Source organism: Proteus alimentorum (assembly GCF_002607735.1).
Lineage (GTDB): Bacteria > Pseudomonadota > Gammaproteobacteria > Enterobacterales > Enterobacteriaceae > Proteus > Proteus alimentorum.
Genome location: NZ_NBVR01000013.1, coordinates 1 through 14,907, shown reverse-complemented (window position 1 = coordinate 14,907; position 14,907 = coordinate 1). Strand labels below are relative to the sequence as shown.

The following is a 14,907-nucleotide window of genomic DNA, read 5'->3' as shown; positions in this document are numbered from 1 at the left end:
ATGCTCCAGTCCCCTTAAGACTGCAAGACGTCCGTTAATCGCTCTAAACGGCCACGAATACTGCCATCGATGACGAGGTCACCGGCGCGTATAATCATGCCTGCGATAACAGACTTATCAATTTTGCAATTCAGCTTCACTTTGCGTGATAGACGTTTTTCCATCGCTGCAGAAATGTTAGCTAGCTGCTGTTTAGTTAGCTCAATGGCAGAAGTTACTTCAACGTCAACCGTTGACTCTAGCACTGCGCGCAATTGAATAAATTGGCTCAATACTTCAGGCAACGTTGATAAACGGCCATTATCAGCCATAACTCGAATTAAATTCTGAGCATGACCATCTAATTGTTCGCCACAAAGGTCTACAAAGATGTCAGCCAGTTTTTCTGATGCTAAAGAACCAGAAAGTAATTCGGTTACCTGCTCATTGCGTGCTACTTCAGCGGTGAACGCCAGCATAACCTGCCATTTATCGACAGCCTGGTTTTCCACAGCAAAGTCAAAAGCTGCTTTGGCGTAGGGGCGAGCTACCGTTGCTATTTCAGACATGCCCCTCCCTCCTTACAGTTCAGCGACCAGTTTATCAACGATGTCGCTATTAGCAGCTTCATCCACGGAACGTTCAATAATTTTCTCGGCACCTGCGATAGCCAGCATTGCGACTTGTTTACGAAGTTCTTCACGAGCACGTTTACGCTCTGCATCCAATTCGGATTGAGCTTGTGCAACGATCTTACTACGTTCTTGCTCTGCTTCTGCTTTAGCATCTTCAATCATTTGAGTGCGTTGTTTATTCGCTGATTCAATGATTGCTTGCGCTTCTGCTTTTGCTTTCGCTAGCTGATCGCCTGCATCGGCTTTCGCTAAATCTAAGTCCTTTTTAGCACGTTCTGCAGATGATAAACCGTCAGCAATTTCTTTTTGACGTTTTTCAATGGCCGCCATAATTGGTGGCCATACGAATTTCATACAGAACAAAACAAACAGGACAAATGCGACGGCCTGGCCGAGGATTGTTGCATTTAAATTCACAGCACAATACCTCTTTCTTGGTTATTAACTAACTTGATGCTTTTACTGCTCATTGCCATCATTAGGCAACAGCAAACATCACGTAAAGGCCCAGACCCACAGCAATCATTGGGATGGCGTCAACCAGACCCATAACGATAAAGAACTGTGTACGCAGAAGAGGGATCAGATCAGGCTGACGAGCAGCACCTTCTAAAAATTTGCCTCCGAGGATTCCGATACCGATTGCAGCACCGATTGCAGCTAAACCCATCATAATAGCGGCAGCCATGTACAGCAGATCCATACTCAGGTTTTCCATGACAGTCTCCAGTTTGTTTCAGTTATTTCTTCAAAGAGTTAATAATTAATGTTCTTCAGATGCCATCGACAGATAGACAATCGTTAGAACCATGAAAATAAATGCTTGTAACGTAATAATCAGTATGTGGAATATTGCCCAAGGAAGGCTTAATAACCACTGTGACCACCACGGTAACAGACCAGCAATAAGAATAAAGATCAGTTCACCTGCATACATGTTACCAAACAGTCGAAGACCGAGGGAAACAGGTTTTGATAGCAGGCTTACCCCTTCCAAGATTAAGTTGACAGGAATAAAAATTGGGTGATTAAAAGGCTGTAAAGTCAGCTCTTTTGTAAACCCTTTTATGCCTTTCATCTTAATGCTATAGAAAAGGATCAGGATAAATACACCAATTGCCATCGATAGAGTAATACTCACGTCCGCAGTCGGAACGATGCGTAACGCTGGTAACCCTAAGATGTGTTCACCGATATAAGGGATGAAGTCGATTGGTAATAAATCCAGGGCATTCATTAACAGCACCCAAACGAACACAGTCAATGCCAAAGGTGCAATGACCTTGCTCTTTCCGTGATACATATCACGGACGCTGCTATCAACGAAACCGATGATCATTTCTACTGCAGTCTGGAATTTTCCCGGTACGCCACTGGTTGCTCTTACTGCTACTTTTCTAAACAGCCATAGGAATAGTGCTCCCATCAGTACTGAAAAGAAAAGTGAGTCAATATTTAACACCCAGAATGATGGCGCATTTTCAGCATGGGGATTGACCAACTCGAAAGTACGCAGGTCCAACTGAAGGTTATTCAGGTGGTGACCTATGTAGTCTCTAGTGGTTAATGCTTCTCCTGATGCAGACATGATGCCAATTACCCTTTTGTTGTTAAAAACGCTAACCGTTAATGACGGCTGGTGCAACGACCTGCATAACAAGCACCGCTAAGTAGGTCATGACCAGTGGTGCAAATGCCGCTTTAAACACTCCTAAAGCAACAATCAGCAAGGCTATTGATGATATAACCTTCAACCCTTCACTGAAAGCAAAAAGCCAGTTTATGCGAACTGGAGCTTCTTCTTCATTGACTTTTTGTAAGCGCATTAACAAAAGAAAAGCAATATTGGGTAACCAACACGCAAATCCGCCTAAAAAAGCCGAAAAACTCCAGTCTGTACTCTTTAAGTAGAAACCCGCACTGAGAATAACAAAAGTCATAAACTGCAAAAATAACAGTTTCAGTGCAACTTTCCCGTTGTAGAGGGAGACAGACATGACGTTTGTATTCTCCAGACTAGCTATCGTAAAAGGTATTACTGAATGATGTATCAAACTGTCTTTGCTATAAAGTGTCAAGTGACAAAAACGAGCAAATTATACGGGGCGTGGCAATGAATTCAATCAATAAGTAGCGAAAAAGTGAAGATTAATTTAAATTTCTTACCAAGGTTCCATTTATGAAAAATGATTAAGAACAAAAAGAGTCAAAATAATAGTGCTGAATAAAATAAATAGCGTGATACACATCACAAATATAGAAGTATAAATAAAGTTTATTTCATAAATTGTATAACGGGGTTAACAAATAAACTCCCTTTTATGAACAATTTAGTGGCAATTGAAAAATAATTAAGCGAATTTCAATTAAATAAATTCAATATTTTATAATGCACAGAATTATTAATTTATTTTGGAAATAAAAAGAGAAAAATTAAGGTTACAAAGAGGATTAAAGAAAAAGATAATAACTTGTTAATTTATTGTTTTATCTTAGTGAATTTTAATGCTTCTCATAAATCCCCATAAAACAAATGGCGATAACATTGTAAATATTATCGCCAGAGCACAAAAAATGAAAAAAGGATCAGTAAGACACAATATATTTGATTAAATAATCACCAAATGTCTTTGTTCATTCAATTCAGGTATCGATAAGCTAATCACTTTTTCAGGCATTTTTAATCCATTATCAGCAAGTTCATCTAACTCTTCTTGATGAATTTGTCCTTTCAATGCATAAAAATGACCGTGTTCTTCAGTCACTAAATGAGAACACCAAGAGAGCATATCGTTCATAGAGGCAAATGCTCGACTGATAACACCATCAAAAGGCTTCTCTGTTTGGTATTCTTCAACTCGGTATTGAACTGGCTCGATATTATTAAGTCCTAGCTCGTGCTGAACTTGCTTCATAAAGCGAACGCGTTTACCTAAGCTATCCAATAAGACAAAATGGTGATCGGGACGCATTATCGCCAATGGAATACCGGGTAATCCGGGGCCTGTACCCACATCAATAAATCTTTCACCTTCAAGATACTGACTCACAACAATGCTATCCAAAATATGACGGATTAGCATTTGCTGTGGATCTCTCACTGATGTGAGGTTGTATGCTTTATTCCATTTATCAAGCATAGCCACATAACCCGTGAGTTTTTCAGCTTGAATATCTGTAAGCTCAATATTGGCTTGCTTAGCCAGCTTTTTTAGCCGATTAAGTAAGTCACTCATGATGCGCTCCTGCGTAATAGGCCTTGTTTTTTCAACCAAACTAATAAAATGGAAATAGCCGCAGGTGTAACACCTGAGATCCGTGATGCTTGACCGATCGATGTTGGTTTGTGATCGTTAAGTTTCGCAATCACTTCGTTAGATAATCCGCTAACTTGCTTATAGTCCAGATCTATCGGTAACGCTGCATTTTCATTACGCAGTTGTTTTTCGATCTCTTCTTGCTGGCGACTGATATAACCTTCGTACTTAACTTGGATTTCAACTTGTTCAGCAGCTTGTGGTTTTGAATTATCAATACCTGGAGCAAAACGAGGGATTTTTTTCAAAATGTCATACGTCATTTCAGGGCGACGTAATAAATCTTCACCATTAGCTTCTTTAGATAGTGGTGTATTAAGTAACTCGTTAATTTCAGAAATATTATCTGCTTTAGGATGAACCCAGATATCTCTTAAACGTTGGCGCTCTTTTTCAACTAACTCAACTTTTTCGCTAAATTGTGCCCAACGGTTATCATCAACCATGCCTAATTCACGTCCAATTTCAGTCAGACGTAAATCGGCATTATCTTCACGTAACATCAAGCGATATTCAGCACGAGAGGTAAACATACGGTACGGTTCTTTTGTACCTAGTGTGCAAAGATCATCAACTAATACACCAATGTATGCTTGATCACGACGTGGGAACCAACCTTCTTGATCGAAAGCATAACGTGCCGCATTAAGCCCAGCAAGCATGCCTTGAGCCGCAGCTTCTTCATAACCGGTTGTACCGTTAATTTGTCCAGCAAAGAATAATCCATTGATAAATTTGCTTTCTAGGGTTTGTTTTAGATCTCTAGGATCGAAGAAGTCATATTCAATTGCGTAACCCGGTCTAATGATCTTCGCATTTTCCATACCTTTCATGGAATTTACGATTTGCATTTGAACATCAAAAGGTAAGCTTGTTGAAATACCATTAGGGTAAATTTCGTTACTTGTTAAACCTTCTGGCTCTAAAAAGATCTGGTGTGAATTACGATCAGCAAATCTCATCACCTTATCTTCAATAGATGGGCAATAACGAGGGCCTATTCCTTCGATGACACCTGCATACATTGGGCTACGATCGAGGTTATTACGAATAACATCGTGCGTTTTTTCGTTTGTGTATGTGATATGGCAAGGCATTTGCTCTGGATGCTGATCCACATTACCTAAAAACGAGAAAACAGGCATTGGAGTATCACCCAACTGAACAGCTAATTGGCTAAAATCAATCGTTCTTGCATCAATACGAGGTGGTGTACCCGTTTTTAAACGACCTACACGTAAAGGCAATTCGCGTAGTCTGTGTGATAACGAAACTGATGGTGGATCACCTGCACGACCACCACTGTAATTTTCTAAACCAATATGGATTTTTCCATCAAGGAAAGTACCTACTGTTAGAACAACAGACTTAGCACGGAATTTTAAGCCCATGCGAGTAACAGCCCCTGTTACTTGGTCATTTTCAACAATGAGATCTTCAACAGGTTGTTGGAAGATCATTAAATTAGGTTGATTTTCAAGAGTAGTACGAACAGCTTGGCGATAAAGAACACGGTCAGCTTGTGCTCTTGTTGCTCTTACAGCTGGACCCTTACTTGCGTTAAGGGTTCTGAATTGGATCCCTGCATGGTCAATAGCCGTTGCCATTAATCCACCCATGGCATCGATCTCTTTTACCAGATGCCCTTTACCAATCCCACCAATAGCTGGGTTACAAGACATTTGGCCCAACGTATCAATATTGTGGGTCAGTAATAGGGTTTGACGCCCCATACGAGCTGCAGCCATAGCGGCTTCTGTACCGGCGTGACCACCACCGATGACAATGACGTCAAAGTGTTCTGGATAAAACATGTGTGAACCTTAAATGTTACGAATGCTGAATGTGTTGCATTGGGAAAACGAATTCTACTCAACTTTTTGACAGATACAAGCGAGCAGATCCGCAGGTAATTATTTAAAGATCTTTTTATTTAAAGATCTCTTTATTAGATCTTTTATTAAGGAAGCGATCCTCTGTGGATAAGTGGATTTTCTATTTAAAGATCATAAAAGTGTAAAGGATCATATACTGTGAATGATCCGTGATCTATCTGCTGATAAGCTGGGATCAAAATGACGACTTATGCACAGGTCATTTCTTGATATAGCCTTATACAATGGATAACTACGGGTTAACCCCTGCTTTTAAGCAGAGTTATCCACATTCGTTTGCTGTTTTTTTGTGCAATTTAAAGTAAATTTTTCCAAGAAGCCATCCATTCTTCTGCTGGATCTTCTGGAATGTCATACTTTTGAATATCAATTTCGAGACGATCGCCAAGGCGAGTCGCCCCTTTTTCTACCAATTTTTGATCCAATGTTCTGATCGCACCGCAGAAAGTGTCATATTCACTACTTCCAATACCGATCGCACCAAAGGTGACATTACTCAGATCAACAGAGTCAGCAGATATTTCATCAGCAAAAGGCTGTAGGTTGTCAGGAAGATCACCTGCACCATGCGTTGATGTGACCACCAGCCAGATCCCTTCATTTGGAAGATCATTAAGAGAAGGACCATGGTGCAGATCTGTCTCAAATCCTTCATCAGATAAGATCTCTGCAAGGTGTTCTGCGACATACTCAGCACTACCCATGGTACTGCCACTAATAAGAGTGACTTTTTTCATTAATGATCTCCTTATGTTTAAGACGCGCTATTGTACGCTGTGAATCACTTGGGATCTACCTGTGGATAATGTGGTTATAAAAAAAAATAAGAATTAACCCTTATGGCTTGATCGTCCTTACTATCGGGTTTTGCAGTGAGATCAGTGTTTCTGTTGACTGAATTTCATCGATTGTCTGGATTTTGTTGATAAGTACGTCTTGCAAGGCTTCTATACTTTTACACATAACTTTCGTAAAAATACTGTATTGCCCTGTTGTATAGTACACTTCTACAACTTCATCCAACTTATCTAATTTATCTAATGCGGTGTGATAGTCTTTTGCACTCTTAAGAATAATGCCAATAAAGCAGCAGACATCAAAACCAAGTTGCTTTTCACTAATATCAACTCGAGTTCCTGTAATTATTCCAGCTTGCTTCATTTTCTCTACTCGAACATGAATTGTGCCCGGACTTACTTCGAATTTTTTGGCTAATTCAGCATAAGGTGTTCTCGCATTCGCCATTAATGCGTGAAGTATGTCACGATCGAGATTATCGATCTGATAAATATTGTCCATAATTTCCCTCTGTTTTTAACGATAATACATTTTTATAGCGTTATTTTTAACGATTTAAAACACACAAGGCTATTTTTAATGAGGTATATTGAATTTAGTACCCATTTTGTTGCTTAATCTATATCAGCGAAACACGACATCACCACTAGGGATACAAAAATGGAAAAATCATTCATCCAGACTCAACAGCAAATTAGCTTTGTTAAATCTTATTTTTCACGACTGTTGGAAAAAGAATTAGGACTGATTGAAGTTCAAGGACCGATCTTAAGTCGCCTTGGTGATGGAACTCAAGATAACTTATCTGGTCATGAGAAGGCAGTACAAGTTAAAGTCAAATCTTTACCAGATTCTACTTTTGAGGTTGTCCATTCATTAGCTAAATGGAAACGTAAAACATTAGGTCGTTTTGGATTTAGTTCTGGTCAAGGTCTTTATACTCATATGAAAGCTTTGCGACCAGACGAAGATCGCTTAACCCAGATCCACTCTGTTTATGTTGATCAGTGGGATTGGGAAAAAGTGATGGAAGATAAAGAGCGTACAGTTCCTTATCTTAAGCAGACAGTGGGTAAAATTTATCAGGCAATAAAAGAAACTGAAAAAGCCGTCAGCGAAGAATTTGGTCTGGTACCGTTCCTACCAGATCAAATTCAATTTATCCACACTGAAGAGTTACTGCAACGTTATCCTGACCTTGATGCTAAAGGCCGTGAAAAAGCGATTGCAAAAGAATATGGCGCCGTTTTCTTAATTGGGATTGGTGGCAAGCTTTCTAGTGGTGAGTCTCATGATGTGAGAGCACCTGATTATGATGACTGGACGACACCAAACGAAGATGGATTTGAAGGTTTAAACGGTGACATTCTTGTCTGGAACCCTGTTCTACAAGATGCGTTTGAATTGTCATCAATGGGTATCCGTGTCGATCCTGAAACATTAATGCGTCAGTTAACATTAACAGATGATACTAAGCGTCTTGAACTGGATTGGCACAAAGCATTAATGCAGGGTGATATGCCACAAACTATCGGTGGCGGTATTGGCCAATCTCGTTTAGTGATGTTACTGCTACAAAAAGAGCACATTGGACAAGTACAATGCGGTGTATGGGAAAAAGATACCCGTTTAGCGTTCGCCGATATGCTGTAGTTATTGGCGCCAGCGTCGAAGTAAACGACTTTTTAATCCAGTATCAAAACGCCATATATGGTCAAAGATTTTCATGATACTGGGTTTACCGTAATTGGATAGGGTAACCGCATGGAAGCGATTGTGCTGTTGCTGTTGGCTTTTTTTGATTTTGTTGATTAGGTTTTCGGGTAACCTTTGGGCGACAAAGTCAGAAATAACAACAGCATCAGCATCTTTCCATGCTGGGGTATTTAGTTTTTCTGCGACATTATCTAAACAAGCACTTAAGTCTGTTCCCCCTCTAAATGACTGATTTAAAAACTTGATAAGATCTTGCAGACCATTAGATGATGATAATTGATAATGTACAGTTTCAGTAGAAAATAACATTACATGGCATGAACGATTGTCGGCTAGCGCTATTTTCATCAATGCTAACCCAAAAGCTTTAGCACACTGTTCGTTAAATCCTCCCATTGAACCTGATGTATCAATACATACAATAAAAGGCCCTCTTGGTCTTTCTTCATCATGATGATGAGTTACTGGACGTAATACAGTACGCTCTTGCCAATTATCCCCTTGTAATCGATAAGTATTGAGCTGTTTTTCCACCAGCTTTCGATAAAATTCATATTCGATTTCATTAATACCTAATAAGGCGAGCTCTGTGGGAAGTAAGCGTAAGATATCATCACTGAGCCCTATTCCATTGACTTGCTCTGGTGTTGTATCTGGTGCTTTTTCAACAATAGTGACCGGTTCAAAAATAACACTCTCTTCAGGAAGTGATTTAGCTGTTTTGCTACGACCTAGCAAACTTGCGAGTTTATGTAATTCAGGTTGTTGATCGAGAAAGTCGCTATAACGTTGAATAATTTTCTCATCGAAAGGGGTTTTTGTTAAAACACCTTTACTCATATCCCATAAACGTCCTGCTGCACGCTCATTTTCTGAAAATGTATTACTTAAGCTTCCACTTAGCGCTAAACGTTCCTGAAGCTCAGCAAGAAGTTGCTCTTGTTCTTGGTCAAATAAGGCTTTGTGTAATGCAGTGACTTGGAAAATTAAACTTATCCGCCAATGTTGGATAAACAAAGCTTGTTGAGCGGGTGAAAAAGGCTTATTGGTTTTAATTAGTTGTGATGCTTCTTCAATAAAAGAGGAATCTAGCTTATTTAATTCAGCCAGTATTTGCTTTACTTGCTGATTAAATATGGCGTTACCTAATGACTGTGTTTGTTGATAAAGGGCAAATTCATCAGCAATCATTGTTGGTACTAATGTTTCTTTAACTCTTTGTTGTAAGCTCTTTTTCCATTGGTGGATATCTTTAAGTAAGGCTTTTTTGAGTCTTGGATGCTTTTCAAAAAATACGGCTAATTGAGGTGATGCAAGTATAGAAATAATAACTTCCTCAATAAGTTGCCCTTCATTTATGGCTAAAAGCATATCTAATGTTGAAAGTGTCAGCATAATATCATTACTTTATTTGGCTTTTTAATTGCGATAATTTCTCATTAATCTGAACAAAACTTTGTTCGATGGAAATAAGCCAATCATTATCAATAAATAAATTGGGTTGATGATGATTAAATTTTTCCTGCTCACCATAAATTTCTTCAGTCAGATCTTTTAGCTTATCTTGCCACTCTTTGTTATCTTCAATAGGAACAGTAGGCGCTGTCTCTTTTTGTTGATAAAGAGATGTTGTTCGACGGCTCACATCCAAAATTTCTAATATGCCATCTTGGCGTATTTGTGCGTTAATTGATTGTGGAAAACCAATACCATTTAAACGTGCTAATAACTCATCCCCTTTAGCCAAAAAGTTTTCTAATGCCTTTTGCTCGATAGTAATAAAGTTAACTTGAATACTATGAATATGCAGAGGGATGTGTAAAAACAGGGTGAATTTATCAGCATGCATTTTATCCGATAGGCTAAAATGTGCATTTCGTCCAAACATTCCACTTTGTTTTTCAAAACGAAAAGCCTGTTGATCTTGCTTACTTCTTGTCGATTGCATCCACTCAGCCCATAAACTTTCTGTTTTTCTAATCAATTCTAGCTGGTGGTAGGCTTGTTCTGTTAAAAGGCTTTGTAATAACTTATCTAATAATGCAAATGATGCTTGGTCATGCCACAGGCAATCTTTTAATAAAATAAGATCTAATGGTGAAATAGCACTACGACCATTAAAAAAGGCACTGGCTTGTAAAAGGCGTACCGCTTTTTTCCAACGCCTATCTGAAACGTAAGGTGCAGCATCACTTTTATCTAAAGACTCACGAAGTTGATAAATTAAATCAAATAAGTGGTCATCCAAAGTGACTTTTTCTAATTCTGACTGCCAGCGTGAGAACTCTTCTGCGGTAATCTGGATATGTTCTGGAATATGAAAAGAACCTACTTCTTTATTTATAAGTAATGCGCGAAAGTTTTTCTTATCCTGAACTTTTGTTAACCAAATACGAATAAGCATTCGGTCATATAGTGCTTCAAGGCTACTGTCTGAATCTGGTAGTTCATTAGAGGCGGAGACTAATAAACGCATTGGAATAGCGACTTCAGCTTCTCCATTTCTAAATTTACGTTCATTAATTGCTGTTAATAATGTATTAAGAATAGCGGGTCCTGCTTTCCATATTTCATCAAGAAAGACGACTTCGGCATCAGGTAAATATCCCTCAACCAAACGCTGATATTTACCTTCATCTTTTAAGGCTTGAATAGATAAAGGACCAAAAATTTCTTCGGGTGTTGAAAAACGTGTCATTAGGTATTCAAAAGCTTTGGCCTCTTTAAAGGCTTCTTTCATTCTTCTGGCTATTAAGCTTTTTGCAATACCTGGAGGGCCAAGTAAGAAAACACTCTCACCACTCAGTGCTGCAAGTAGACAAAGACGGATAGTTGACTGTCGCTCATAAAGCCCAGTTTCAAGATATTGGCTAAGTTGTGAAATCCGCTCTGCAAGTTGCATAAACACTCCTAATAATGGGTACTTATTTTCGTCTTCACTCTGAAAATATCAGAAAAGGATTGCTGACATATAGTCAAACATTCTATTAGCACACAAATTGTTTATAACAAAAATCGATTCAGCTTCCTACTGCTTATTTTTGGTTCTTTTTTGTTTTACTAGCGAAACGTTTCGATGGTGATCACGTTTTTTCATTAATGTTGCTGAGATGATCGGTTTAAAATATTGAATGTCATTTATGCAATGCATCTAGAATTTATTATTGAGAGTAAGGAAAAATCATGGAAGCGAAGAAACTTGTGATTTTAGGTAGTGTTAATGCTGATCATATTCTTAATGTTGCCCATTTTCCGCTTCCTGGTGAAACCATTTCAGGCAACCAATTTCAAATGGTATTTGGCGGTAAAGGTGCTAATCAGGCGGTTGCTGCTGGGCGTTGTGGTGCTAATATTTCGTTTCTTGCTTGTTTAGGGAATGACGATATAGGTAAAAAAGCCAAAGCTCAATTAATGACAGATAACATTGATACCAATAGCATTGAGTTAATTGATGATGTAGCAACGGGTGTTGCACTGATTTTCGTTAATCAACAGGGTGAAAATGTTATTGGTATTCATGCTGGTGCTAACGGACGATTAGATACAAGTTATGTTCAGCGTCATGGGAGTATTATAAAAGCAGCTGATGCTCTGTTAATGCAATTAGAATCACCACTTGATTCAGTATTGAAAGCAGCTGAAATCGCTAAACAAGAAAATGTGCAAGTAATACTAAACCCCGCACCCGCTCAAGCATTACCAGATGAATTATTATCACTTGTTGATATTATTACTCCAAACGAAACAGAGACTGAATATCTGACCGGAATTAAAGTAATAGATGATGAAAGTGCTCAGCAAGCAGCAGATGTTCTACATCATAAAGGTATTAAAACGGTTCTTATTACATTAGGAAGCCGTGGAGTTTGGGTGAGTGAGAAAAATAGTAAAGGTTGCATTGTTTCTGCCTTTAAAGTGAAAGCTGTTGATACTATCGCAGCAGGCGATACATTTAATGGTGCGCTAATTACTGCTTTATTAGAAGGGCAATCTATGATGCCAGCGATTAAGTTTGCTCATGCTGCGGCTGCCATTGCTGTTACTCGAGCAGGCGCTCAACCATCAGTACCATGGCGCCATGAGGTAGATGCTTTTTTAGCGTCGTCTTTGTAGTGTATTTTTCTATTATATAGAAAAACAAAGAGAGCTTATGCTCTCTTTGTCTAGTTTGAATAACGTTATCAGGCTTTTTTCTTTTTATTAGTTAGATTATCGCCATCATGTTTATCAAGGAGTAAAAATACAAAGGAAGAAAGCAATGTAATGATACCAACAGTAATAAAAGTATAATGGAAGTTATCAACCGTAGTGCCCACATTCTCTGTATCAAAATATCCTAAAATAGATGCACTCACTGCAATACCAAAACTAATTGCCAATTGTTGGGTGACAGCCAAAACACTATTTCCTGAGCTAGCATTGTTGTCTGTTAAGTCAGCCAATGAAATTGTATTCATTGATGTAAATTGTATAGACATGACCACACCTAATAAAAAGAGTGGAATAACAAGATAGTAAATAGACATATCAGGAGATTGAAGTGAAAACTGAGCGATCATCAAACCAATAATAATAGTGATAGCAAAGAGTGTTCGGCGATAGCTAAATTTCACTAAGATCTTTGTGACAAATGATTTTGCTAAAATGGAACCCAGAGCCATTGGTGCCATCATCATACCGGAAATAATTGCAGGGTAGCCAAAACCCACTTGCAACATAAGTGGCATTAAGAAAGGAATACACCCAGTTCCTAATCTTGTTGCAATATTTCCCGCAATACCGACAGAGAAAGTTCGTGTTTTAAATATATTGAGAGGAATTAGTGGTTGCTGGTGGTGTTTTGCATGATTGATGTATAACCCCAGTAAAGAAAATCCACCTAAAATAATGGCAATAGGAATATATCGAGAGATATTTTTATCACCAAAAAGATCAAGGCTGACAGAAAGCATGACTAAGCCAAAACCAAAGAAAATAAAGCCAAGTAAATCAAATTTACGTTTTGGCATAGTGAAATTAGGCATATGTTTTATGGCATAGAAAATACCTAATAGGCCAATAGGAATATTTATAATAAATATCCAATGCCAAGAAGCATAAGTAACCAGTACTCCCCCTAAAAGAGGCCCTGCTATGGGACCGACTAATCCTGGCATTGTGACAAAATTGAGAATGGGCAGTAATTCGCTGCGCGGATAAGCTCTTAGTAAAGCAAGGCGTGCAACCGGCATCATCATTGCGCCACCTATACCTTGTATAATTCGTGAAATAACAAGAAAAGTAAGGTTAGGAGAAAGTGCACATAATAAAGAGCCACCTGAAAATAAAGAAACCGCAATAATAAAAATTTTACGCGTTCCAAATCTATCAGCTAGCCATCCACTAACGGGAATTAATAATGCAACAGTTAAGGTATAGCTGATAACTGCCGATTGCATAGCGAGAGGAGAATGATTAAGGCTTTTTGCTATGTCTGGTAATGCCGTATTAAGAATGGTTGCATCGAGAGCCTGCATAAAAAAAGCCATTGCAGCAATCCAAGGCAACCCAGACATATTTTTGGCGGATTTCAACATGAAGCATGTACCGTCTTTGTTCTATATTTTGATTATCGCTTCATTATAAACAGAAAACCTACAAAATTTGTATTAAAACTATTCAATCACTTGTTAATAATATTAAACAGAGATCACGCGCCTTATTTCCATCTTTATTAATAATTGCCTGAACAATTTGGTTATGTGTTTCCGGTTGAACGGTTTCATTACCCACAATAAGATCGAAATACTTTTTATAAGCAGAAAGAAATAATGAGCCGAAAGAGGCAAAGAATGGATTGCCACTTGCTTGATAAATGAGATAGTGAAATTGAGTATCGATATCTAGCCAATGTTGTCTATCAAAATTCTCATCAAGCAACTGCATTTCTCTACCAAATAAAGCAAGAGACTGCTTTTGGCTTTCGGTTGCATTAAATGCGGCTAAATAACAGGCTTGAGGTTCTATTGCTAAACGAACGTGATGGAAATAATGGCTGACCTTATTAAATTCACCACTGTCTATCCACCAATTAAGAAGATCATTATCTAATAGATTCCAATTTTGCATTGGAGTAACACGAGTACCTATTCTTGGACGAGGTAAAAGCATTCCTTTAGCCGCAAGCATTTTTATTGCTTCTCGAATAACAGTTCTACTGACAGAGAGTAATTCTGCTAATTCTATTTCTCCTGGTAACAAAGATTCAGGCTCATAGTGACCAGAAAGAATTTGTTTACCTAATTTTTCAGCAACTATATAAGAAAGATTCTTTTGAGAAGCTGAACGTTGTTCGCTAAATTGCATAATAAAGGTTACCTATACCATAATTTATCTTCTATCTTACGTGAGTCAGCTAGAGAAAGCTGTTCGGATTTCACGCTATCAGCATAAAATTAGAGCGTTTTTCTTTATTTTGTTGAAAAAAAAAGCGAACAGAAAAAAAAATGAAATAAACACTTGCGCTAATCCGAGATCTCCCTATAATGCGCATCCACTGACCGGCGATGAGCAAACAACAAGCCACGC

At 38.4% G+C, this 14,907-nt stretch carries 15 protein-coding genes; 2 read left to right on the top strand and 13 right to left on the bottom strand.

Translation table 11 applies throughout. The features are described from left to right. Window positions 1-14: 14 nt before the first annotated feature. The 9 genes from atpH to asnC form a co-directional block, all read right to left on the bottom strand. Entirely contained in the window at window positions 15-548 is a 534-nt protein-coding gene (atpH, locus tag B6258_RS01930) for a F0F1 ATP synthase subunit delta (protein WP_006534344.1), read from the bottom strand. Window positions 549-560: 12 nt separating this feature from the next. Continuing rightward, window positions 561-1,031 carry a F0F1 ATP synthase subunit B gene (gene atpF, locus B6258_RS01925; RefSeq protein ID WP_036914499.1) on the bottom strand — a complete coding sequence of 157 codons (471 nt, stop codon included), beginning with the start codon at window positions 1,029-1,031 and terminating at the stop codon, window positions 561-563. Between the two features lie 61 nt (window positions 1,032-1,092). After that, window positions 1,093-1,332, bottom strand: coding sequence for a F0F1 ATP synthase subunit C (atpE, locus tag B6258_RS01920; protein WP_004246596.1), 240 nt, complete (start codon window positions 1,330-1,332; stop codon window positions 1,093-1,095). A 45-nt stretch (window positions 1,333-1,377) separates the two neighbouring features. Beyond that, window positions 1,378-2,202 (bottom strand): F0F1 ATP synthase subunit A, encoded by an 825-nt coding sequence (gene atpB / locus B6258_RS01915; protein WP_072071088.1) that lies wholly within the window; start codon window positions 2,200-2,202, stop codon window positions 1,378-1,380. Window positions 2,203-2,233: 31 nt separating this feature from the next. Beyond that, the gene (gene atpI, locus B6258_RS01910; RefSeq protein WP_099073859.1) at window positions 2,234-2,611 is read right to left on the bottom strand and encodes a F0F1 ATP synthase subunit I; all 378 of its coding nucleotides are present in this window, start codon (window positions 2,609-2,611) and stop codon (window positions 2,234-2,236) included. A gap of 612 nt (window positions 2,612-3,223) precedes the next feature. Then, window positions 3,224-3,850 (bottom strand): 16S rRNA (guanine(527)-N(7))-methyltransferase RsmG, encoded by a 627-nt coding sequence (gene rsmG / locus B6258_RS01905; RefSeq protein ID WP_099073858.1) that lies wholly within the window; start codon window positions 3,848-3,850, stop codon window positions 3,224-3,226. Next, window positions 3,847-5,745 (bottom strand): tRNA uridine-5-carboxymethylaminomethyl(34) synthesis enzyme MnmG, encoded by a 1,899-nt coding sequence (gene mnmG / locus B6258_RS01900; protein ID WP_099073857.1) that lies wholly within the window; start codon window positions 5,743-5,745, stop codon window positions 3,847-3,849. Before mnmG ends, rsmG begins: the two co-directional genes overlap by 4 nt. 377 nt (window positions 5,746-6,122) lie before the next feature. Next, window positions 6,123-6,563 carry an FMN-binding protein MioC gene (gene mioC / locus B6258_RS01895; protein ID WP_099073856.1) on the bottom strand — a complete coding sequence of 147 codons (441 nt, stop codon included), beginning with the start codon at window positions 6,561-6,563 and terminating at the stop codon, window positions 6,123-6,125. A 100-nt stretch (window positions 6,564-6,663) separates the two neighbouring features. Beyond that, a complete protein-coding gene (gene asnC, locus B6258_RS01890) occupies window positions 6,664-7,125 on the bottom strand; it encodes a transcriptional regulator AsnC (RefSeq protein ID WP_099073855.1) in 462 nt (153 codons plus the stop codon). A gap of 159 nt (window positions 7,126-7,284) precedes the next feature. Between asnC and asnA the strand changes: the two genes are divergently transcribed. Beyond that, entirely contained in the window at window positions 7,285-8,277 is a 993-nt protein-coding gene (gene asnA / locus B6258_RS01885; protein WP_099073854.1) for an aspartate--ammonia ligase, read from the top strand. Here the strand turns inward: asnA and viaA are convergent, their stop codons facing one another. Next, the gene (viaA, locus tag B6258_RS01880; protein ID WP_099073853.1) at window positions 8,278-9,735 is read right to left on the bottom strand and encodes an ATPase RavA stimulator ViaA; all 1,458 of its coding nucleotides are present in this window, start codon (window positions 9,733-9,735) and stop codon (window positions 8,278-8,280) included. It lies immediately after the preceding gene. Between the two features lie 7 nt (window positions 9,736-9,742). Next, window positions 9,743-11,242, bottom strand: a complete 1,500-nt coding sequence (ravA, locus tag B6258_RS01875) for an ATPase RavA (protein WP_099073852.1) — start codon at window positions 11,240-11,242, stop codon at window positions 9,743-9,745. 281 nt (window positions 11,243-11,523) lie between these two features. Here ravA and rbsK point away from each other — a divergent pair, with 281 nt between their 5' ends. Further along, a complete protein-coding gene (rbsK, locus tag B6258_RS01870; protein ID WP_099073851.1) occupies window positions 11,524-12,453 on the top strand; it encodes a ribokinase in 930 nt (309 codons plus the stop codon). A 68-nt stretch (window positions 12,454-12,521) separates the two neighbouring features. Here the strand turns inward: rbsK and mdtD are convergent, their stop codons facing one another. Next, window positions 12,522-13,916 carry a multidrug transporter subunit MdtD gene (gene mdtD, locus B6258_RS01865; RefSeq protein WP_099073850.1) on the bottom strand — a complete coding sequence of 465 codons (1,395 nt, stop codon included), beginning with the start codon at window positions 13,914-13,916 and terminating at the stop codon, window positions 12,522-12,524. An 82-nt stretch (window positions 13,917-13,998) separates the two neighbouring features. Further along, window positions 13,999-14,685 carry a FadR/GntR family transcriptional regulator gene (locus B6258_RS01860; RefSeq protein ID WP_099073849.1) on the bottom strand — a complete coding sequence of 229 codons (687 nt, stop codon included), beginning with the start codon at window positions 14,683-14,685 and terminating at the stop codon, window positions 13,999-14,001. Window positions 14,686-14,907: the final 222 nt, after the last annotated feature.